Annotated in this window: 18 protein-coding genes and 1 pseudogene; 12 read left to right on the forward strand and 7 right to left on the reverse strand. The window is 72.1% G+C overall.

What is annotated here, in order from left to right; translation table 11 throughout:
* Positions 1 to 68 precede the first annotated feature (68 nt).
* Entirely contained in the window at positions 69 to 1,028 is a 960-nt protein-coding gene (locus ACF08N_RS29985; protein ID WP_392327852.1) for a right-handed parallel beta-helix repeat-containing protein, read from the reverse strand.
* A 251-nt stretch (positions 1,029 to 1,279) separates the two neighbouring features.
* On the opposite strand from ACF08N_RS29985, the gene ACF08N_RS29990 reads away from it, so the two are divergent.
* The 3 genes from ACF08N_RS29990 (at position 1,280) to ACF08N_RS30000 (ending at position 3,319) form a co-directional block, all read left to right on the forward strand.
* Complete coding sequence (locus tag ACF08N_RS29990) at positions 1,280 to 2,218, forward strand: PAC2 family protein (RefSeq protein ID WP_392327853.1); 939 nt, start codon at positions 1,280 to 1,282, stop codon at positions 2,216 to 2,218.
* Positions 2,219 to 2,269: 51 nt separating this feature from the next.
* The gene (gene coaE / locus ACF08N_RS29995) at positions 2,270 to 2,875 is read left to right on the forward strand and encodes a dephospho-CoA kinase (protein ID WP_392327854.1); all 606 of its coding nucleotides are present in this window, start codon (positions 2,270 to 2,272) and stop codon (positions 2,873 to 2,875) included.
* A 75-nt stretch (positions 2,876 to 2,950) separates the two neighbouring features.
* On the forward strand, positions 2,951 to 3,319 hold the full coding sequence (locus ACF08N_RS30000; RefSeq protein ID WP_392327855.1) for a tetratricopeptide repeat protein: 369 nt from the start codon (positions 2,951 to 2,953) through the stop codon (positions 3,317 to 3,319).
* Positions 3,320 to 3,430: 111 nt separating this feature from the next.
* Here the strand turns inward: ACF08N_RS30000 and ACF08N_RS30005 are convergent, their stop codons facing one another.
* Complete coding sequence (locus ACF08N_RS30005; RefSeq protein ID WP_392327856.1) at positions 3,431 to 3,688, reverse strand: DUF6343 family protein; 258 nt, start codon at positions 3,686 to 3,688, stop codon at positions 3,431 to 3,433.
* Between the two features lie 136 nt (positions 3,689 to 3,824).
* Here ACF08N_RS30005 and ACF08N_RS30010 point away from each other — a divergent pair, with 136 nt between their 5' ends.
* The 4 genes from ACF08N_RS30010 to ACF08N_RS30025 all read left to right on the forward strand — a co-directional run bounded on the left by ACF08N_RS30010 (position 3,825) and on the right by ACF08N_RS30025 (position 9,750).
* Complete coding sequence (locus ACF08N_RS30010) at positions 3,825 to 4,277, forward strand: DoxX family protein (protein ID WP_392327857.1); 453 nt, start codon at positions 3,825 to 3,827, stop codon at positions 4,275 to 4,277.
* A gap of 72 nt (positions 4,278 to 4,349) precedes the next feature.
* Positions 4,350 to 5,399, forward strand: coding sequence for an SPFH domain-containing protein (locus ACF08N_RS30015; RefSeq protein ID WP_392327858.1), 1,050 nt, complete (start codon positions 4,350 to 4,352; stop codon positions 5,397 to 5,399).
* A 206-nt stretch (positions 5,400 to 5,605) separates the two neighbouring features.
* On the forward strand, positions 5,606 to 8,470 hold the full coding sequence (locus tag ACF08N_RS30020; protein ID WP_392327859.1) for a DEAD/DEAH box helicase: 2,865 nt from the start codon (positions 5,606 to 5,608) through the stop codon (positions 8,468 to 8,470).
* Positions 8,467 to 9,750 carry an SWIM zinc finger family protein gene (locus ACF08N_RS30025; RefSeq protein WP_392327860.1) on the forward strand — a complete coding sequence of 428 codons (1,284 nt, stop codon included), beginning with the start codon at positions 8,467 to 8,469 and terminating at the stop codon, positions 9,748 to 9,750. Before ACF08N_RS30020 ends, ACF08N_RS30025 begins: the two co-directional genes overlap by 4 nt.
* A gap of 115 nt (positions 9,751 to 9,865) precedes the next feature.
* On the opposite strand, the gene ACF08N_RS30030 is transcribed toward ACF08N_RS30025, so the two are convergent.
* On the reverse strand, positions 9,866 to 10,336 hold the full coding sequence (locus tag ACF08N_RS30030) for a DUF3574 domain-containing protein (protein WP_392327861.1): 471 nt from the start codon (positions 10,334 to 10,336) through the stop codon (positions 9,866 to 9,868).
* A gap of 281 nt (positions 10,337 to 10,617) precedes the next feature.
* Between ACF08N_RS30030 and ACF08N_RS30035 the strand changes: the two genes are divergently transcribed.
* Together ACF08N_RS30035 and ACF08N_RS30040 are read left to right on the forward strand one after the other, a co-directional pair.
* Positions 10,618 to 12,009, forward strand: a complete 1,392-nt coding sequence (locus ACF08N_RS30035; RefSeq protein WP_392327862.1) for an amidohydrolase — start codon at positions 10,618 to 10,620, stop codon at positions 12,007 to 12,009.
* Positions 12,010 to 12,183: 174 nt separating this feature from the next.
* Positions 12,184 to 12,900 (forward strand): chaplin, encoded by a 717-nt coding sequence (locus ACF08N_RS30040; RefSeq protein WP_392327863.1) that lies wholly within the window; start codon positions 12,184 to 12,186, stop codon positions 12,898 to 12,900.
* Here ACF08N_RS30040 and ACF08N_RS30045 read toward each other — a convergent pair.
* Entirely contained in the window at positions 12,870 to 13,592 is a 723-nt protein-coding gene (locus tag ACF08N_RS30045; protein ID WP_392327864.1) for a DUF2293 domain-containing protein, read from the reverse strand. The genes ACF08N_RS30040 and ACF08N_RS30045 overlap by 31 nt on opposite strands.
* 35 nt (positions 13,593 to 13,627) lie before the next feature.
* Between ACF08N_RS30045 and ACF08N_RS30050 the strand changes: the two are divergent.
* Positions 13,628 to 14,610: pseudogene (locus ACF08N_RS30050) on the forward strand (D-2-hydroxyacid dehydrogenase family protein).
* A gap of 109 nt (positions 14,611 to 14,719) precedes the next feature.
* Here the strand turns inward: ACF08N_RS30050 and ACF08N_RS30055 are convergent.
* Positions 14,720 to 15,178 (reverse strand): hypothetical protein, encoded by a 459-nt coding sequence (locus ACF08N_RS30055; RefSeq protein ID WP_392327865.1) that lies wholly within the window; start codon positions 15,176 to 15,178, stop codon positions 14,720 to 14,722.
* A 172-nt stretch (positions 15,179 to 15,350) separates the two neighbouring features.
* Entirely contained in the window at positions 15,351 to 16,562 is a 1,212-nt protein-coding gene (locus ACF08N_RS30060; RefSeq protein WP_392327866.1) for a pyridoxal phosphate-dependent aminotransferase, read from the reverse strand.
* An 84-nt stretch (positions 16,563 to 16,646) separates the two neighbouring features.
* On the opposite strand from ACF08N_RS30060, the gene ACF08N_RS30065 reads away from it, so the two are divergent.
* A complete protein-coding gene (locus ACF08N_RS30065; RefSeq protein WP_392327867.1) occupies positions 16,647 to 17,285 on the forward strand; it encodes a winged helix-turn-helix transcriptional regulator in 639 nt (212 codons plus the stop codon).
* Positions 17,286 to 17,315: 30 nt separating this feature from the next.
* Here ACF08N_RS30065 and ACF08N_RS30070 read toward each other — a convergent pair whose 3' ends face one another.
* Entirely contained in the window at positions 17,316 to 17,876 is a 561-nt protein-coding gene (locus ACF08N_RS30070) for a hypothetical protein (protein ID WP_392327868.1), read from the reverse strand.
* Between the two features lie 99 nt (positions 17,877 to 17,975).
* On the opposite strand from ACF08N_RS30070, the gene ACF08N_RS30075 reads away from it, so the two are divergent.
* Positions 17,976 to 18,614 carry a uridine kinase gene (locus tag ACF08N_RS30075; RefSeq protein WP_392327869.1) on the forward strand — a complete coding sequence of 213 codons (639 nt, stop codon included), beginning with the start codon at positions 17,976 to 17,978 and terminating at the stop codon, positions 18,612 to 18,614.
* Positions 18,615 to 18,794 lie beyond the last annotated feature (180 nt).

Here is an 18,794-nt window from a genome sequence, read left to right on the forward strand (position 1 = left end):
TCCAGGGGTCGTCCGGCCCGCGGGCAGGGGTCGTCCGGCTCGCGGGCATGGGCGGCACGGGGCCGGGCCTAGGGGGTGACGGGGATGTTCGTCAGCTCCTTGCCTCCGGTGACGGTGTTGCTCGCGTACACCGTGGTCGGACAGCTCGCGCTGTGGTTGGTGACGTAGATGGCCAGCTGCTTCGAGCCTGTGGCCCCGGTCAGGTCGGAGCGGTTGCCGCGGAAGACGGTGCCGCATCCCCAGCCCGACTGCTGGGTGTGGGTCTCGAAGCCGTTGTTGGTGGTGTTCTTGCCGGTGTTGTTCTCGACGAGGACCTTGTTGCCCTTCACGTCGACCCATGAGTCGTCGTAGTTGGCGCCCGTCAGGCCCCGGCCGTCGAAGGTGTTGCCGATGATCCTCGCGCCGGTCGTGCCCTCCTTGATGTCGACGGCCTCGCCGCCGACGTCCGGGCCGATGGTGTTGTTGAGGATCTGGGCGTTGTCGCTCCTGTCCGAGGTGCCGCCCGCGGAGCCGACGTAGACGCCCTCGCCCATGCCCCGGCCGTCATTGCCGGTGTCGTAGATCCGCGAGTTCTTGATCACGCCGTTGCGGCTGGAGTTGCGGAAGTGGACGCCCTCCATGTCCAGGTCGTGCACGGTCACCGCATCGATGACGACGCCGTCGGCTGTGTCCGCCATGATGCCCTTCTGGCCGCCGGTGACGGTGATGCCCTTGACCGTCCAGTACGAGGCGCCGTTGAGGTGCAGTCCGTATCCGCCGCCGGCCTTGAGCACAGCCCTGGAGGAGCCGGTCAGCGTGATCCGGGCGCCGGAGGAGCCGTCCGCGGTGGTCTTGAAGTTGCCGGTGTAGGTGCCGTCGGCGAGCTGGATGGTGTCGCCCGGGCGAGCGGCGGTCAGGGCCGCCTTGAGCTCGGACGCCGTGTCCACATCGATGACCGTCGCCGCGTCGGCGGGAGCGGCGAGCAGGGTCAGGCCGCCGGTGGCGATGGCGGAGGCCACCAGTGCGGGGAGCAGCTTTCGGGTACGCATGGGGGGTGCCTTCCCGTGGGGATCCGACGTCCATTTGTTCTCGTACATGGACGATGGGCGCGTGCGTGAACGTGCGTTGCCCGGAGACGCTAGGGACGGCCCAGGAGGGTGTCAAGGTCTGTACCAGAAGCGGACGCGCCCGGGCCGCGCCGCGAACTGGCCGCTCTCCCCGCGCCGTTCACCGGCGCAGCGGGGAATGACCGCGTGCTACCAGGCGTTCTTCTCGATGAACACGAGGAGGAGCGGTAATCGTGCTTGATCCGCAGGGTTTGTACGAATGGGAGCCGAAGGGCCTCGCGGTCGTCGACGTGGCGCTCGCGCAGGAGTCTGCCGGCCTGGTCATGCTGTACCACTTCGACGGCTACATCGACGCGGGTGAGACCGGCGAGCAGATCGTCGACGCCCTGCTGGAGTCGCTTCCCCACCAGGTGGTGGCGCGTTTCGACCACGACAGGCTGGTGGACTACCGGGCCCGTCGGCCGCTGCTGACTTTCCGCCGCGACCGCTGGAGCGGCTACGAGACCCCCTCCCTGGAGGTACGGCTCGTCCAGGACGCCACGGGCGCGCCGTTCCTCCTGCTGTCGGGGCCGGAGCCGGACGTCGAGTGGGAGCGTTTCGCGGCGGCGGTGGGCCAGATCGTCGAACGGCTCGGCGTTCGCCTCGCCGTCAACTTCCATGGCATCCCCATGGGCGTGCCGCACACCCGCCCGGTCGGCCTCACCCCCCATGGCAACCGCACGGACCTCATGCCCGGCCACCGCAGCCCCTTCGACGAGGCCCAGGTGCCCGGCAGTGCGGAGGCCCTCGTCGAGTACCGCCTCATGGAGGCCGGCCACGACGTGCTCGGCGTCGCGGCCCACGTCCCGCACTACGTCGCACGTTCCGCCTATCCGGACGCGGCGCTCACCGCGCTCGAGGCGATCACCGCCGCGACCGGTCTGGTGCTGCCCGGAGTCGCGCACTCGCTGCGTACCGAGGCGCACCGCACCCAGACCGAGATCGAGCGGCAGATCGGCGAGGGCGACGAGGAGCTCGTGGCCCTCGTCCAGGGGCTCGAGCACCAGTACGACGCGATGGCCGGTGCCGAGACCAGGGGCAGCCTGGTCGCCGAGCCCGTCGACCTGCCCTCCGCCGACGAGATCGGCCGCGAATTCGAGCGCTTCCTCGCCGAGCGCGAGGGGGACGCGTAGCCGGGACGGGGTCGCAGGGGGACGCGTGCGGCGCTCGCGTAGGCTGCGCGCATGCTGAAAGTGGGCCTCACCGGTGGAATCGGCGCCGGGAAGAGCGAAGTGTCCCGGCTTCTCGCTTCGTACGGCGCGGTGATCATCGACGCCGACAAGATCGCACGTGAGGTCGTGGAGCCCGGCACCGAGGGACTGGCGGCCGTCGTCGATGCCTTCGGAGCGGACGTCCTGACGCCAGCGGGCACGCTGGACCGGCCCAGGCTCGGGGCCATCGTCTTCAACGACCCCGAGCGGCTCGCCGCGCTGAACGCGATCGTCCACCCGTTGGTCGGCGCACGCTCCCGTGAGCTGGAGGCCGCTGCGGGGCCGGACGCCGTGGTGATCCACGACGTACCGCTGCTCACCGAGAACGGTCTGGCGCCCCTGTACGACCTGGTCGTCGTCGTGGACGCGACGCCCGAGACGCAGCTCGACCGGCTGGTACGGCTGCGGGGTATGAGCGAGGCCGATGCGCGGGCGCGGATGGCGGCGCAGGCGACCCGCGAACAGCGGCGGGCGATCGCCGACCTCGTGATCGACAATGACGGGCCGCTCGCGGAGCTGGAACCGCAGGTCCGCAAGGTGTGGGACGAGCTGAACCGCAGAGCGTCCGCCGAGGGGTAGTCGGCGCCACCCCTGGCCGGAATACCGTTGCCTCGGGCAGTGTTGGAACCGGGGAGCGAGGGGAAGGATCGCAGCGTGCCCAACAGCAACCCGGAGACGCACGTCATCGACTATCGCGCGGCCGAGCAGCTGCTGGCGGCGCGGGATCCGCGCGGCGCTGTGAAGCTCCTCGACTCCGTGATAGCCGCCCACCCGGAGAACACCGCGGCCCGGTTGCTGCGCGCACGGGCGTTCTTCGCCGCGGCGCAACTGCGCCCTGCCGAGCTCGAATTCGAGCTGGTCCTGGAGCGCGAGCCGGACAACGCGTTTGCTCACTTCGCCCTCGCCCGGACCTTCGAGCGCTCGGGCCGGCCCGAGCAGGCCAAGCGGCATTTCCGTCTGGCGGCGGCGTTGGACCCCAACCCGGAGTACGTGCGGGCCGCCCGTTTCGACGGCGATTCCTGAGCCGTTCCCTTCGACAGCTCGACAGCTCGACAGCTCGACAGCTCGACAGCTCGACTGTTGGACAGCCATGACTGGCGCACAGGCCGCCGCGGCGCCGTCGGTCCCGGTCCGTCAGCCGTGGTCCGGTTCGTACGGAGGGATGTCGCGGCCGGGCTGATAGTGCGGTCCCTGGCGGATGTGCCGGATGACCATCACCACGTCAACCGCGACGACCAGGAACAACGCTCCGCACGCGGCCGCCCAGCCCGGACGGCCCGCCCAGGCGAACGCCGTGGTGCCCGCGGCGGTCCACAGCAGTCCCCAGATACCGAGCCCGAGCCGCAGACGCAGAGGGCTTCGGGCGGTGACGGGTTCATTCCCGGTACGCATGACAGTCGCCTCTCCACCTTCAGTGTGTACCCGCACGGCGAAGAGCCGAGAACGCGGGCGGCGGGCGATGAGTCCTGGGCGCGGGCGCAGTCAGATCCGGTGACACGCAACGACACGCCTCACCGAGGAGATCACGATGTCCGCCACGACGACGAACACCCCCACCACCGCCGCCTCCCCGACGGCCGGCCGCCGCACGGACATCGCGGTCCGCGTCCTGCAGATCGTCCTCGCCCTGTTCTTCGCGGTCGCCAGCGCGGCTCCGAAGCTCGCCGCACATGCCTCGGCGACCGAGGGGTTCGACAAGATCGGGTACGGCGACTGGTACATGTACCTGGTCGGTGGCCTGGAGCTGGCGGGTGCCGTCGCCCTCGTGATCCCGATCCTCTCCGGAGTCTCCGCGATCGCCCTGATGGGGCTGATGATCGGCGCCTTCGTCACCCAGATCACCGTGTTCGACGGCGAGTACGCGATCACCCCCGTGATCTTCTTCGTCCTCCTCGCGGTCGTGGCGTGCGTCCGCCGCGACCGGACGGCGCGACTGGTCGCCACCCTGCTGCGCAGGCCGTCCGCCGGCACTCGTGGGTGAGGGCTCGTCCTCGGGGCATAACGGTCATACCGTGGTAGTGCAATCTGCGGCCCGACGACAGGGGGTGCCCCCATGGTCGAGGAGCTGGTGGTGGCCGGCGTTGCGGTCCTGACCGGATGCGCTGCGTATGTGATGGCTGCCGCCAAGGTGGTCAGGCAGTACGAGCGAGGTGTGGTCCTCCGGCTCGGGCGGCTGCGCAAGGAAGTGCGGGCGCCGGGGTTTACCTTGATCGTTCCGGCGGTCGACCGGATGCACAAAGTGAACATGCAGATCGTGACCATGCCCGTACCCGCTCAGGAAGGCATCACCCGCGACAACGTGACCGTGCGCGTCGACGCGGTCGTCTACTTCCGGGTCGTCGACGCGGTCAACGCCGTCATCGAGGTCGAGGACTACCGTTTCGCGGTGTCCCAGATGGCCCAGACGTCACTGCGTTCCATCATCGGCAAGAGCGACCTCGACGATCTGCTCTCCAACCGCGAAAAGCTCAATCAGGGGCTCGAGTTGATGATCGACAGCCCCGCCGTCGGATGGGGTGTCCAGATCGACCGCGTGGAGATCAAGGACGTGTCGCTGCCGGAGGCCATGAAGCGGTCGATGGCGCGGCAGGCCGAGGCGGACCGAGAGCGCCGGGCGCGGGTCATCAACGCCGACGCCGAGCTTCAGGCGTCGAAGAAGCTGGCAGAGGCCGCCGGGGAGATGTCGAAGCAGCCTGCCGCTCTTCAGCTGCGACTGCTCCAGACCGTGGTCGCCGTCGCGGCCGAGAAGAACTCCACGCTGGTCCTGCCGTTCCCCGTCGAGCTGCTGCGCTTCCTGGAGCGGGCTCATCCGTCCGGTCCGGCGGGCCAGACGTTCCCGCAGCAAGAGGTGACGGCAGGCGGCACCCGGCCGGAGGCGGCTCCCACCGGGCCGGAGGCGGTCCCGCCGGACGTGGCGAGCGGGTCGGGCGCGCCTGACGCCTCGGGCACCTCTGACACATCGGGCGGGGTCTACACACCCGAGGTGAGCGACGTGCCGAGCCTGACGGAGTCCCAGGTCCAGGAGCAGCGAGGCGCTCCGTCGGTCGAGGCACCGTCCGGCCGGCAGGCCGCACCGCCTACGACACCCACTCCTACCGCCTGAGCAGCAGGAACCGCGCTCGGGCCGATGCGCCTCGCGCCGGCGCCGAGCCTGCGGTCCCTGCGCCCGCGGCCGGTCGTCGTGGCGGTCCGCGTGGGGGCGAACGCGCAGGTCAACCCGGTCACGGGGTCGATTGTCAGACCCCGCCCGTAAGGTCGTAGATCCAGTGACCCATACGTTGCTGCCGACCTGCGGGAGGAGGTGACCCCATGGCCCTGAACCTTGCGCTCTCCACCGAGACGCCCCCCGACCTGGCGCGCCCGCTGCTGCGCTGCGCGGCAGTCTTCCTGCCCGGGGCCCTGCCTCGCGAGGGGCGGGTCGCCTTCTGGGACCCGGACGGCACCGAAGTCCCCGGCGCCGACGCCGAGCTCACCGTTGTCGGCCCGGACGGCGCGGGCGTCCGGAGCCGTACCGTCCCCGTCCGTACCTTCTCCGTCGCCGATGCCGCTCCGCTGCTCATGCAGGCACGCCATGACCCTCTGGCCCACCCAGCCGCCACCTGCTGGGGTGCCGCCGTGCTGCACGCGCTGCACCTCGTGGCGCGCGGCCGCGTCATGCCGGGCCTGACCGCGACGGACCACGACGCCTGGCGGGCCGGTCCGCTCGACGCGGACGACATCGCCCAGTTGCGCGCCATCGCGGCCGCCATGCCGTACGAGGCGCATGCCGTACCCGTCCCAGCGGTGCGGCCGCTGTCCCTGCCCGAGCCCGAGGCCCTGGTGCGGCAGTTCTTCGATGCGGTCGCCGACACCCTGCCGCGCACACCGGCCGCCGCACACGCGGCGGGCGCGCCGTTCGCCGCGGCCGGGGCGCAGCATCTGCCCGGCGCCCGCGAGTGGGCGGCGGAGGCAGCCGCGGGTATGGACGCGGGCGTGCGGGTCTCGCTGCGCCTGGACCTCTCCGCGTTCGAGCTCTTCGACCTGGCCGAGGAGGACGGGACGCAGCGCAGCGCCGGGGCCGCTCTGGTGCAGGTGCACAGCCTCGCCGACCCGACGCTGGTCATGGACGCGGCCCGGCTGTGGGCCGGCGCCGGGGACGAGCAGTTCGGGCCGCGGGCGAGGATCGACGCGATGCTGGCGCTGCGCCGCGCGGCTCGCGTCTGGTCACCGCTCACCCGGCTGCTGGAGATGGACGTGCCGGACGTCCTGCCCCTGACCGAGGACGAGCTGTACGAGCTGCTGGGGCCCGGGGCCGCGCGCCTCGACGCGGCCGGTGTGGAAGTGCACTGGCCGAAGGAGCTCGCGCGGTCGCTCAGCGCGGCTGCCGTCGTGCGGCCGGCGCCGGGATCGGCGACCGACGGCACACCGTTCTTCGACAGCGACGACCTGCTCAGGTTCGACTGGCAGCTGGCCCTGGACGGCGATCCGCTGACCGAGGGCGAGATGGACGCGCTGGCCGAGTCGCACCGGCCCATCGTGCGGTTGCGCGACCGGTGGGTGGTGGTGGACCCCGGTCTCGTCCGCAAGGCGCGCAAGCGCGAGTTGGGGCTGCTGGAGCCGGTCGACGCGCTGGCAGCGGCACTGACCGGCACGGCCCAGGTCGACGGGGAGACGGTCGAGGCGGTGCCGACCGGGGCGCTCGCCGCACTGCGGGACCGGCTCACCGCGGCCTCGGACCCCGTGAGCCCACCCGACGGACTCGCCGCCACCCTCCGCGACTACCAGATGCGCGGTCTGGCCTGGCTGGACCTGATGACCTCGCTCGGCCTCGGCGGCTGCCTCGCCGACGACATGGGTCTCGGCAAGACCGTCACCGTCATCGCCCTGCATCTGCGCAGGGCGCGCAGGGAGGCGACCCTGGTCGTCTGCCCGGCATCCCTCCTCGGCAACTGGCAGAGGGAGATCGCGCGGTTCGCACCCGGCGTCCCCGTGCGCCGCTTCCACGGCGCCGACCGCACCCTGCCGTCCTCCGGCGGCGGCTTCGTCCTGACCACGTACGGCACGATGCGCACCAGCGCGGAGCTGCTGGCCGGGCACCCCTGGGGCATGGTCGTCGCGGACGAGGCCCAGCACGTGAAGAACCCGTTCTCGGCGACCGCCAAGGCGCTGCGCACGATTCCCGCGCCCGCGCGCGTCGCCCTCACCGGCACGCCCGTGGAGAACAACCTCTCCGAGCTGTGGGCGCTGCTGGACTGGACGACGCCCGGCCTGCTCGGGCCGCTCAAGGCATTCCGGGCCCGGCACGCCCGCATCGTGGAGAACGGTGAGGACGAGGAGGCGGCCGAGCGCCTCGCCCGCCTGGTGCGGCCGTTCCTCCTGCGCCGCAGGAAGTCCGACCCGGGCATCGTGCCGGAGCTGCCGCCGAAGACCGAGACCGACCACCCCGTCCCGCTGACCCGCGAGCAGGCCTCGCTCTACGAGGCGGTCGTGCGCGAGACCATGGCGGCCATCGAGGGCGCGGAGGGCATCGCGCGCCGCGGCCTCGTGATGAAGCTGCTGACCGGGTTGAAGCAGATCTGCAACCACCCCGCCCAGTTCCTCAAGGAGCACGCCACGGGCCACACCTCCGGGTACGGGCAGGGCGTCGGCGCACCCAGGCTGTCGGGCCGCTCGGGCAAGCTCGCTCTCCTCGACGAACTGCTCGAGACCATCCTGTCCGAGGACGGCTCCGTCCTGGTCTTCACGCAGTACGTCGCCATGGCCCGCCTCCTCTCGGACCATCTGGCGTCCCGCGCGATCCCGAGCCAGCTGCTGCACGGCGGCACCCCGGTGGCGGAGCGGGAGCGGATGGTCGACCGCTTCCAGTCCGGCGAGGTCCCGGTGTTCGTCCTCTCCCTGAAAGCCGCGGGCACCGGGCTCAACCTCACGAGGGCCGGTCATGTCGTCCACTTCGACCGCTGGTGGAACCCGGCAGTCGAGGAACAGGCGACCGACCGGGCCTACCGCATCGGACAGACACAGCCCGTGCAGGTCCACCGGCTCATCGCCGAGGGCACGGTCGAGGACCGGATCGCGGAGATGCTGGCCTCCAAGCGGGCCCTGGCCGACGCGGTGCTCGGTTCCGGCGAGGCCGCGCTGACCGAGCTCACCGACCGGGAGCTCGCCGACCTCGTCTCGCTGAGGAGGCCGTCATGAGCCCGTCCATGCGGCCGCGCGCCGGCCGCAGGTCCACCGGCCGCACCGATCCCCGCCACGACGACCTGCGCCGCACGTTCCCCGCTCTCGATCCCCTTCAGGGAGAGGAAGTCGCCGCCACCTGGTGGGGCCACGCCTGGGTGGAGGCCCTGGAGGACACGGCCCTCGACCGTGCCCGCCTGGAGCGCGGCCGCGCCTACGCGGGCCGGGGCAACGTCGCGTCGATCACCGTCACCCCGGGCCGGGTCACGGCGTACGTCCACGGCAGCCGACCGCGCCCCTACCGCACCGAGATCCGCCTGCGCACCCTCGGCGACGACGAGTGGGACGACTTCCTCGCCGCCGCCTCGGCCCGCCCCGACCACATCGCCGCGCTGCTCGACAAGGACGTCCCGCACGCCCTGGCGGATGCCGCCGACCTGCTGCCGACACCCGGCGACCTGATCCCCGACTGCTCCTGCCCCGACAACGGCTACCCGTGCAAGCACGCGGCCGCCCTGTGCTACCAGACGGCCAGGCTCCTCGACGAGGACCCGTTCGTGTTGTTCCTGATGCGCGGCCGGGGCGAGCGGGACATCCTCTCCGCCCTGTCCCACCGCAACGCGACCCGGTCCGCGGCCGAGCGCGCCGCGGCAGCGGCCGAGACCCCGGCGGCGACCGTGCCCGCCGGTGAGGCCCTCGCCACGCGGGAACGGCCGCCGCTGCCACCACCGTTCCCGCTGCCCGCACGGCCCGGCCGTCCGCCCGCCTATCCGCACGCGCCCGGCGCCCCGGACCCGCTCGCGCTCGATCTCCTCGCGGGTGAGGCGGCGGCCCGCGCCCATGTCCTCCTCGCCACCGGCAAGGACCCCGTCGCCGGGCTCACCCCCTGGCAGGACGCTGTCCGCCTGGCCGCCGCCCACCCCGGCTCCGGGCTCACCGCCTCCACCCGCGCCCTCTACCGGGACCTCGCAGCCGCAGCCGACCGCACGCCCACCGACCTGGCCCGGGCCGTCGCCGCGTGGCGTCAGGGCGGCCTTGCCGCGCTGCGCGTCCTGGAGGAGCCCTGGGACCCGCCCGCCGGTCCCTTCGACCGGGCCAGGCCCGCCCTGGCCGCCGCCGACTTCCCGCACTTCCGGCCCTGGCGCAACCACCTCTCGTCCCGCTCCTTCCAGCTCCGCCTCGGCCGCGACGGCCTCTGGTACGGCTACGAGTCGGACCCCGACCGCGAGGACTGGTGGCCCCGCGGCACACCCGACACGGACCCGGTCGGAGCCCTTACGGCGCTGGTGGGCGGATGACCTGCGAGGCGCTCCGCCCCAGGGCCCGACCGGCCCCCTGCGATGCCGCTCCCACCGCGCGCGCTTCCCCTGGTTCCGTCGTCACAGCGGGCGTGCCCACGGCCAGGGGCGCCGCTCAGAAGTCCGCGAGGGTCGGTTCGTCGAGGCGCGCCACCGAATCCTGGGCGTACGTCTTCACGTACGCCTCCCGGATCGCCTCGATGAGCGGATCACGCTCACGCGCTTCGGTGGCGGGGTAGAGCAGGGTCAGTTCGTACGAACGCTCGCGCTCGATCGTGCCGTTGGAGTCGCGCCACTGGCCGCGGCCCTCCTGGATCGTGAGGCCGTCGGGGAAGTCGGGGGTCACATGTCGGTCGATGAAGGACATGAACTGCGCGTCCGTCACGTCCGGGCCGCCGTCGGGGCGCTCCGTCCCGAAGAACAGCCGGGTCTCGAGGTAGCGTTCGCCGCGTTGCACCTGCGTGGTGGCGGACGAGGCGATGGACACGGTCCGGTCACCGTCGAGACCGGCCCGGGCGTTGGGCGCGGCGACGGCCAGGACGGCGATGGCGGCGCCCACGACGGCGAGCAGGGTCCGGTGTTTCACGGAGCGGGCGTGGGGACGTGACGGGTTCGCGGAGGACAACGGATGATCCCTTCGTTCGGTGGGGCGGCGGCACCACGGCCGCCGTGCCGCGGGGCCGCAGCCTGCGGCGCCGGGGCGCGCGTACGGCGGACGGCCTTCACTGTGGCAACCACTCCCGCTCCGGGGCCGACGGAACACCGACGTCGTCCGGAATCCACCCGCATGAGCGCAAGGCCCTCTCGGCGGCAGGCAGATGACGCCAGACTGGGGGCCGCCTCCCCTACGTCCCGGAAGGAATGCCGATGTCCGGAGCGACCCCCACCGGCCGAGGGCCCTCGCCGGGATCCCCGGAGCGGCCCGCCGATCTCGTGATCTCCGGCTGCACCGCTCTGATCCATGACGACGACGGAAGCATCGGCTTCGCGGACGACGCGGCCGTCGTCGTGCGCGACGGAGTCATCGACGCGGTCACCACGTCGGCCGCCGTCGCCGCGCTGCCCGCTGCCGAGCACATCGACGGGCGCGGACAGGTGGCCATGCCCGGCCTCATCAACTGCCATACGCACTCACCGATGGTGGCGCTGCGCGGGATCGCGGAGGACCTGCCGGTCGAGGAGTGGTTCAACGACCGGATCTGGCCCATCGAGTCCAACCTCACCGAATCGGTCGTCGCGCTGGGCGCGCTGCTGGCCTGTGCCGAAATGATCAGGGGTGGGGTCACCACCTTCGCCGACCACTACTTCGCGATGGACTCGGTCGCCGCCGCCGTGACACGCAGCGGACTGCGGGCGGATCTCGGCTGGGCGTTCTTCTCCAGCCAGGGGCCCGAGGGCCGGGAGCGCTCGCTCGACTTCGCACTGCGTACGCGGGGCGCGGCCGGCGGACGGATCACCACCTCGCTCGCGCCGCACGCCCCCTACACGGTCGACGACGCCGACCTCGCCGCCACCGCCGAACTGGCCCGGGAGCACGGCCTGCCGGTCCACCTCCATGCGGCGGAGAACCGAGCCCAGACGACACACAGCCTGGAACGGCACGGCCGCACACCCATCCAGGTCCTGGAGCGGGCCGGACTGCTGGACACCGATGTCCTCATCGCGCACGGCACGGGCATCACGGATGCCGATCTGCCCGTACTGGCGCACGGATCCGGACGGATCGCCGTCGCGAGCGCGCCCCGCGGATATCTCAAGTTCGGCTGGGACACGACACCGGTCCGTGCGCTGGCGTCCATCGGTGTTCCGGTCGGCCTCGCCACGGACGGCGCGGCGTCGAACAACACCCTGGACGTATGGGAGTCGATGACGCTCACGGCCCTGGTGCAGAAGTCGGCGGAACGCGATCCGTCCTGGCTCACCGCCCGGCAGGCCCTCGGCCACGCCACCACCCAGAGCGCCCGGGCGCTGGGCCTGGACGGGCGGATCGGTGCACTGGCACCCGGCCACCGGGCGGACGTGATCCTGGTCGATCTCACCGGACCGCACACCCAGCCGCTGCATGACCTCGCCGCGACGCTGGTGCACAGCGCCCGCTCGTCGGACGTGCGCACGACGGTGGTGGACGGGCGGGTGCTCATGCGGGACCGCCGGTTGCTGACCCTGGACGTACCCGCTGTCGTTGCCGAACTCACCGCACAGCTCCCGGAGCTGACGCAACGCAAGGAGGGGCACCGCATCCAGACGTACGACGCCTGATCTGTCGACAGAATCGGCCCGACCCGTGACGAGGCCGGGGGGGCGGCATCGTGCGTTCGAGGCCTCACGCACCCGAATGGGTGAATGCCTCAATTGGCGGAACCGATGTGGCCTCTTGGCGTTAATTCCGGTGCGGGCGAGTGACCCGCGATTTTCTCCTGAAGGCAGGAATCCATGAGGCAGGTTCACCGAAAGGGCCTGGCCACCGTGATGCTCACGGGTGGCGCACTGGCCATGGCCACCGGCTATGCGCACGCCGACGCGAACGCGGACGGCGCCGCCGTCGGATCGCCCGGCGTAGGGTCCGGCAACACGGTGCAGCTGCCCGTGCACGTCCCCGTCAACGTCTGCGGCAACACGGTCAATGTCGTCGGGCTGCTCAACCCGGCGGCGGGTAACTCCTGCGCGAACGTCTCGCAGGCCGGGGGCTCGCACAGCGGGGGTTCGCAAGGAGGTCAGCACGGTGACGGCTCGCAGAGCGGGGGTCAGCACAGCTCCGGCGGTGCTGACGCCCACGGCGCCGCCGTAGGCTCCCCGGGCGTCCTGTCGGGCAATGGTGTCCAGCTGCCCGTCCACGTCCCGGTCAACGTCACCGGAAACTCGGTGAACGTCGTCGGCATCGGCAACCCGGCCATCGGGAACACCTCGACGAACGTGTCCGGCAAGCCGCCCGTCGAGGTGAAGCCGGCCACGCCGAAGCCCGCGACGCCGCCGACGGCCGCTCAGCCGCAGAAGCCGTCCCAGAGTGGTGCGGTCAACGCCCCGAAGCCGGCCGGTGCCTCGCTCGCCGAGACCGGTGCCGACCAGCTCGGGTTCGCCGTGCCCGTGGGCGCGGCCATGGTGCTCGGCGGATTGGTGCTCTACCGCCGATTCCGGCCCGCCCAGGTCTGACGCCCCGCCCTGACCTCGGCCGTATCGGGCGGTGCCTCCTCAGAGGAGGCCCGCCACGACTCCAGGACAGCATCGATGTCCGCCGCCACCAGCGCCCGTGCACGGTGGCGGGCGACCCCGGCCGTGAGCAGGGCGTCGTACCCGGTGTCGAGATGCCGTACCGACGCGCGTACCGCGGCCGTGACCGCTCCTTCGTCCAGGGACCGGCCGGCCGCGGTCCTGCCCACCCGCCCGCTGCCTCGCACCGACGCATGCGCCGCGATGCCGGCGGCCCGATCGGCGGGACAGCGGGGGAACAGCCGCAGGATCTCCGCCGTCAGGGCCGCGGTGAACCGCACGTCCTGAGCCGCCCGGCGCTCTGCGTCCCGGGCCCGCCGGCGGGCCCGCGCCTCCGCGTCGGCCAGACACGCCGACTCCGCGCGGGCGAGCGCGGCCTCCTCGACCAGCAGCCCCTGGCGTTCGTAACGGCTGTGGCGACGGTTCAGGCGCACCACGACGGCGAACAGGGAACTGCCCTCACGCGCACGCCGGGTGAGGGCCGCGCTGCCCCGCGGGAGGAACACGAGATGACCGAGATCGGCACAGTCCAGGCAGACGGGGACACCGGAGTCCAGTACATGCATCTCCAGCGGCCCTTGGCGGCACTCCCCGCAGTGCCTGCCCTTGAGTGGCTGGATCACCACCAGGTCCATATCGGCAGCGTACCCAGCAGGTACGCTCCGCTCCCATGATGCTTCGCTGTGCCGTGCTCGACGACTACCAGGACGTCGCGCTCACCCTGGCCGACTGGTCCTCGCTCGCCGGATCGGTCGAAGTCCGTTCCCTCCAGGAGCACTTCGCCTCGGAGGATGCTCTTGCCGCCGAGGTGGGCGACTGCGAGATCCTCGTCGTGATGCGCGAGCGGACACCCGTCACGGCGTCGCTGCTGGCACGGCTGCCGCGGCTGAAGCTGCTCATCACCTCGGGCATGCGCAACGCGTCCATCGACCTCGAAGCGGCGGCACGCCACGGTGTCACCGTCTGCGGAACCGCCAGCAGCTCCGAACCGCCCGCCGAGCTGACCTGGGCGCTCATCCTGGGACTCGCCCGGCATGTGACTGCGGAGAGCGCGGCGTTGCGTGCCGGCGGACCGTGGCAGTCGACGCTCGGGACGGATCTGCACGGCAGCAGGCTCGCCCTGGTCGGTCTCGGGAAGATCGGCGCCAAGGTCGCCCGGGTCGGGCAGGCCTTCGGCATGGACGTCATGGCGTGGAGCCGCAACCTCACGGACGAGCGGGCGGCCGAGCACGGCGTGGCACGCGCCGCGTCGCTCGAAGAGCTTCTCGAGGCGGGGGACTTCGTCTCGGTGCACCTGCAGCTATCCGACCGCACGCGGGGGCTGATCGGCGCCGACGAGCTGCGGCGGATGCGCAGCACCGCCTACCTGGTCAACACCTCGCGAGCCGCGATCGTCGACCAGGAGGCACTGGTGCGGGCGCTGCGGGAGGGCTGGATCGCGGGTGCCGGTTCCGATGTGTTCGCACAGGAGCCGCTGCCCGCCGACGACCCGCTGCGCACCGCGCCGAACTTCCTGGGGCTGCCCCACCTCGATACGTCACGCAGCGCAACTACGAGGGGTACTTCCAGCAGGCGGTCGAGGACATCGCCGCGTACCTCGCCGGCAGCCCCGTCCGTACGCTCATCGACCCGGGGGACAGGCCGGTCCGCTGAGCGGCCCCGGGGGACGGGCCCGGTCCGGTGAGCGGCGCGGGGGCCAGGCCGGTCCGGTGAGCGGCCCGGCGGGCGGCGGCGGTTGCGGCATCAGCGCTCGTCGGATCCTCTAGCGCACACCGGGTGCCGCGGTGCCGATGAACTCCGACAGCGTCTCGCGGGCCTGCTCGGAACGCTGCGAGCGGTCCGTCTCGTCCGGTGCCTCGTGCATGCAGTTGGTGACCTCGAAGGCGGCGGCGGCCAGGTCCAGCGCCTGCGGGTCGTCGCACACCAACTGCACGCGGATCAGCGCCTGATGGGCGCTGGAGCGCAGCCGGTAGGAGTCGATACGGGCCTCCTCGGCGGCGACGCTGCCCGGAGCCTCCATCGCCCGGTGCCACCGGTCGTTCTGGCCGCGCCGGTAGTCGACGAGCGCGCCGGCGAAGGCGCTGTACGCCGCGATCCGTTCCTGGCGCAGCTGCTCGGCGCGGGCGAGGACGGCGCTGCGCTCGGCCGTCTGGCGCTGGAACAGGTGCGTCGCCACCGATCCGAGCAGAGTGCCGACTACGGCGATGACGGCTGTCCACATGCGCGCGCTCCAGAGCTGCGGTGAATCGGTGGGGGCAACGGCCGGTGGCACCGGCTTCGCCCCGTGGCGGAACCCATCAGATCATCGCTGTGGAGAACGGCGTCAAGAGCGCGGTCCGGCCGCCCGGCCCGGCCTCGACGCGAGCGAGCCCGTTTCGCCGGCGAGCGGCCGCCTACTGGCGGTAGCCGCTCAGGAAGCGGCCGATGCGGCTGATCGCGGCGTCCAGGTCGTCGGCGTGCGGGAGAGTGAGGATCCGGAAGTGGTCGGGGCGGGGCCAGTTGAAGCCCCTGCCCTGCACGACCTGGATCTTCTCGCGCAGCAGCAGGTCCAGCACGAACTTCTCGTCGTCGTGGATCGGGTGGACCTTCGGGTCGAGCCGGGGGAAGGCGTACAGCGCGCCCTTCGGCTTGACGCAGGAGACGCCCGGGATCTCGTTCAGCTTCTCCCACGCCCGCTCGCGCTGCTCGTGGAGCCTGCCGCCGGGCGCCACCAGCTCGCGGATGGACTGCCGGCCGCCGAGTGCGGCCTGGATGGCGTACTGGGCGGGCGCGTTGGCGCACAACCGCATCGAGGCGAGCATCGTCAGGCCCTCGAGATAGTTGCGGGCGTGCTGCCGCGGCCCGGTGACGACCAGCCAGCCGGAGCGGAAACCGGCGACGCGGTACGTCTTGGACAGGCCGCCGAAGGTCAGGACGACGAGGTCGGGGGCGAGCGCGGCGGCGGGGTGGTGCACGGCGTCGTCGTACACGATCTGGTCGTAGATCTCATCGGCGAACACCATCAGCTGGTGGCGGCGGGCCAGGTCGAGGATGCCCTCGACGACCTCGCGCGGATAGACCGCGCCGGTGGGGTTGTTGGGGTTGATGATGACAACGGCCCGGGTGCGGTCGGTGATCTTGGACGCCATGTCGTCGAGGTCCGGGTACCAGTCGGACTCCTCGTCGCACAGGTAGTGCACCGCCTTGCCCCCCGCGAGCGTGGTCACGGCGGTCCACAGGGGGAAGTCCGGGGCCGGGATCAGGACTTCGTCGCCGTCCTCCAGGAGCGCCTGTACGGCCATCGAGACCAGCTCGGAGACGCCGTTGCCGAGGAAGATGTCGTCGACGTCGACATCGGCGAGGCCCATGGCCTGATAGCGCTGGGCGACCGCGCGGCGGGCGGAGAGGATGCCGCGCGAGTCGGTGTAGCCGTGGGCCTGCGGCAGCATCCGGATCATGTCCTGGACGATCTCCTCCGGCGCCTCGAAGCCGAAGAGGGCGGGGTTGCCGGTGTTCAGCCGCAGGACGCTGTGGCCCGCTTCCTCCAGCGCGTTGGCGTGCTCTATCACCGGACCGCGGATCTCGTAACAGACCTCGCTGAGCTTGCTCGACTGCCGGAACTCCATGCCGTGCCTCCCGGGCTGAATGGTGTACTTGGTTTTACCAAGTACGGGCTTGGAAAGTCCAACGACTTGTCTACACTGCGTCGTATGCCACGTGAGACGCGCCGCCGGAGCTACGACCAGTACTGCGCCGCAGCCCGCGCCCTGGACGCGGTCGGTGACCGCTGGACGCTCCTCGTCGTCCGGGAGCTGCTGGCCGGTCCCCGCCGCTACACGGACCTGCACGCCGATCTGCCGGGCGTCAGCACCGACGTCCTGGCGTCCCGGCTGAAGGACATGGAGCGGGACGGGCTGGCGACCCGTCGCCGGCTGCCGCCGCCGTCGGCCGCGTACGTCTACGAACTGACCGAACGGGGACGCGGACTGTTGCCCGTCCTGACCGCTCTCGCCGAGTGGGGCGCACCGGCCCTCGCCGAATGCAGGCCCACCGATGCTGTCCGGGCGCACTGGTTCGCCGTTCCGCTGCTGCGCGCCCTCCAGGCGCCGGGCCGGGCCGGGGTGGTCGAGGTCAGACTCGACGAGGGCGTGTTCCATCTGCGGCTGGGGGACACCGAGACCTCCCCGTACGGTGACGGGCCCGCCGATGCGCCCGACGTGTGCCTGACCCTCGACGCCGAGACCTGTGTCGCTCTCGGCGGCGGAGAGCTGACGGTCGCCGAGGGCGTACGGGCCGGGCGGATCAAGGCCGAGGGGGACGCGTCGCTCGTCGGTGTGCCGGATGCCTGAGGTGCGGCCGCCCGGCGCGCGAAGGGGCCGTCAGCCCTCGCCGGTGACCGTGACGGTGGCCGCAGAGGTGGTCAGGCGCGGGTCCTTCAGCGGGTCGCTGCCCGTGAACGGCTTCGGGTCCTTGTACTCCACGCGCACCGTCCGCACCCGCCCGTCGGCGAACTCGTCGGTGTAGACGGCGCCGGTGGGCGACGCCACGCCCTTCCCGTGCCGGCCCACCTCGTAGGTGCGGACGAAGTCGGCCACGCTGCTGTCGCGCACGACATCGACGTCGTAACGCAGCCGGGCCGAGACGACCTCGCCGGACGCTGAGCGCGCGACCGTCGCGTCGACCGGCACGTAGAAACGGATCTCGTCCGGGTACTGGTCGATGTGGACGTGGGCGAACGTCTCGGCCGCGTCCACATCCGAACCGCGCGACCGCGGCTCGTGCGTCGTCATCGCGAGCGTCAGCCACACCAGTCCCAGCCCCAACAGCACGAGCGGCACGGCCACCAGAGCGACCACGAGCCCCCGGCGGCGAGGCCGTGCCTCCGCCCTGCCCGTCGCCGCGCCCCCGCGCACATCCGCGGACCTTCCACCGTCGAGCACCGCGCCCACCTCCTGCGCTCATCCTGGCACCAGCCGGCGACCGGCGCGTCAACCCATCTGCGGACAGGGCGATTTGGCGCACCGGGTGATGATGGGGGCGTGCGACTCGAAGCGATCACCTGGGAGCGGCTCGCCGAGGCCGTGGCCGAGCGGGTGCTGACGACCAACGCCCAGGACGACAGCCCGTGGCTGCGCATCGGCATCGACGGCGCGCCCGCAGCCCGGCCCGGTGAACTGGCGGAGCGTATCGGCGACGTGCTGCGGCTGCGCGGACGCCGCGTACTCGTCGTCGGCACGGGCGGCTTTCTGCGGCCCGCGTCGCTGCGGTACGAGTACGGGCGCGAGGACCCCGACGCGTACTACGGCTCCTGGTTCGACACCGGAGCCCTGTGGCGGGAGGTCTTCGGGCCTCTGGAGGCGGGCGGCAGCGGGCGGGTGCTGCCGGACCTGTGGGACCCGGTGACGGACCGCGCGACCCGTTCGGCGCACGTCGAACTCCCGGCGGACGGTGTGCTGGTGCTGCACGGGCCGTTCCTGCTTGGCCATTGGTTCCCGTTCGACCTGACCGTGCATGTGCGGCTCTCGCCGGGCGCGCTGGAGCGCCGCACCGACGAGCGGGAGCGCTGGACGCTGCCGGCGTACGCGCGGTACGAGGACGAGGTCCGTCCCGCGGAATCGGCCGACGTCCTCGTACGCGCCGACGATCCGCGGCATCCCGCCTGGGGCGGGCTGCCGTGACAACCACCCGTGCGGGGCGGTCGACTCGGGCCCCCTGGCAGCTCCCTGCCCCGGCGCCGCGCCCTCGCGGGGGCGGGGACGGCGTCGCCCCTTGTCGGGTCGCCCGGCGCGGGTGGCCGCCGCCTTGATGGGTTGGCCGGGGCCGGCGGCCAACTGCCGGTGCCGACACGGTCGGCCGCC

Origin of the sequence: Streptomyces sp. NPDC015127, assembly GCF_043080095.1 — a bacterium.
Taxonomy (GTDB): domain Bacteria; phylum Actinomycetota; class Actinomycetes; order Streptomycetales; family Streptomycetaceae; genus Streptomyces.

Coding starts and splice junctions, on each gene's coding strand:
- ACF08N_RS30010 (WP_392327857.1), top strand. CDS start 3,825: ATGTCCGCCACGACGACGAACACCCCCACCACCGCCGCCTCCCCGACG.
- ACF08N_RS30065 (WP_392327867.1), top strand. CDS start 16,647: ATGCCACGTGAGACGCGCCGCCGGAGCTACGACCAGTACTGCGCCGCA.
- ACF08N_RS29985 (WP_392327852.1), bottom strand. CDS start 1,028: ATGCGTACCCGAAAGCTGCTCCCCGCACTGGTGGCCTCCGCCATCGCC.
- ACF08N_RS30040 (WP_392327863.1), top strand. CDS start 12,184: ATGAGGCAGGTTCACCGAAAGGGCCTGGCCACCGTGATGCTCACGGGT.
- ACF08N_RS30045 (WP_392327864.1), bottom strand. CDS start 13,592: ATGGACCTGGTGGTGATCCAGCCACTCAAGGGCAGGCACTGCGGGGAG.
- ACF08N_RS30005 (WP_392327856.1), bottom strand. CDS start 3,688: ATGCGTACCGGGAATGAACCCGTCACCGCCCGAAGCCCTCTGCGTCTG.
- ACF08N_RS30020 (WP_392327859.1), top strand. CDS start 5,606: ATGGCCCTGAACCTTGCGCTCTCCACCGAGACGCCCCCCGACCTGGCG.
- ACF08N_RS30015 (WP_392327858.1), top strand. CDS start 4,350: ATGGTCGAGGAGCTGGTGGTGGCCGGCGTTGCGGTCCTGACCGGATGC.
- ACF08N_RS30060 (WP_392327866.1), bottom strand. CDS start 16,562: ATGGAGTTCCGGCAGTCGAGCAAGCTCAGCGAGGTCTGTTACGAGATC.
- coaE (WP_392327854.1), top strand. CDS start 2,270: ATGCTGAAAGTGGGCCTCACCGGTGGAATCGGCGCCGGGAAGAGCGAA.
- ACF08N_RS30025 (WP_392327860.1), top strand. CDS start 8,467: ATGAGCCCGTCCATGCGGCCGCGCGCCGGCCGCAGGTCCACCGGCCGC.
- ACF08N_RS30055 (WP_392327865.1), bottom strand. CDS start 15,178: ATGTGGACAGCCGTCATCGCCGTAGTCGGCACTCTGCTCGGATCGGTG.
- ACF08N_RS30035 (WP_392327862.1), top strand. CDS start 10,618: ATGTCCGGAGCGACCCCCACCGGCCGAGGGCCCTCGCCGGGATCCCCG.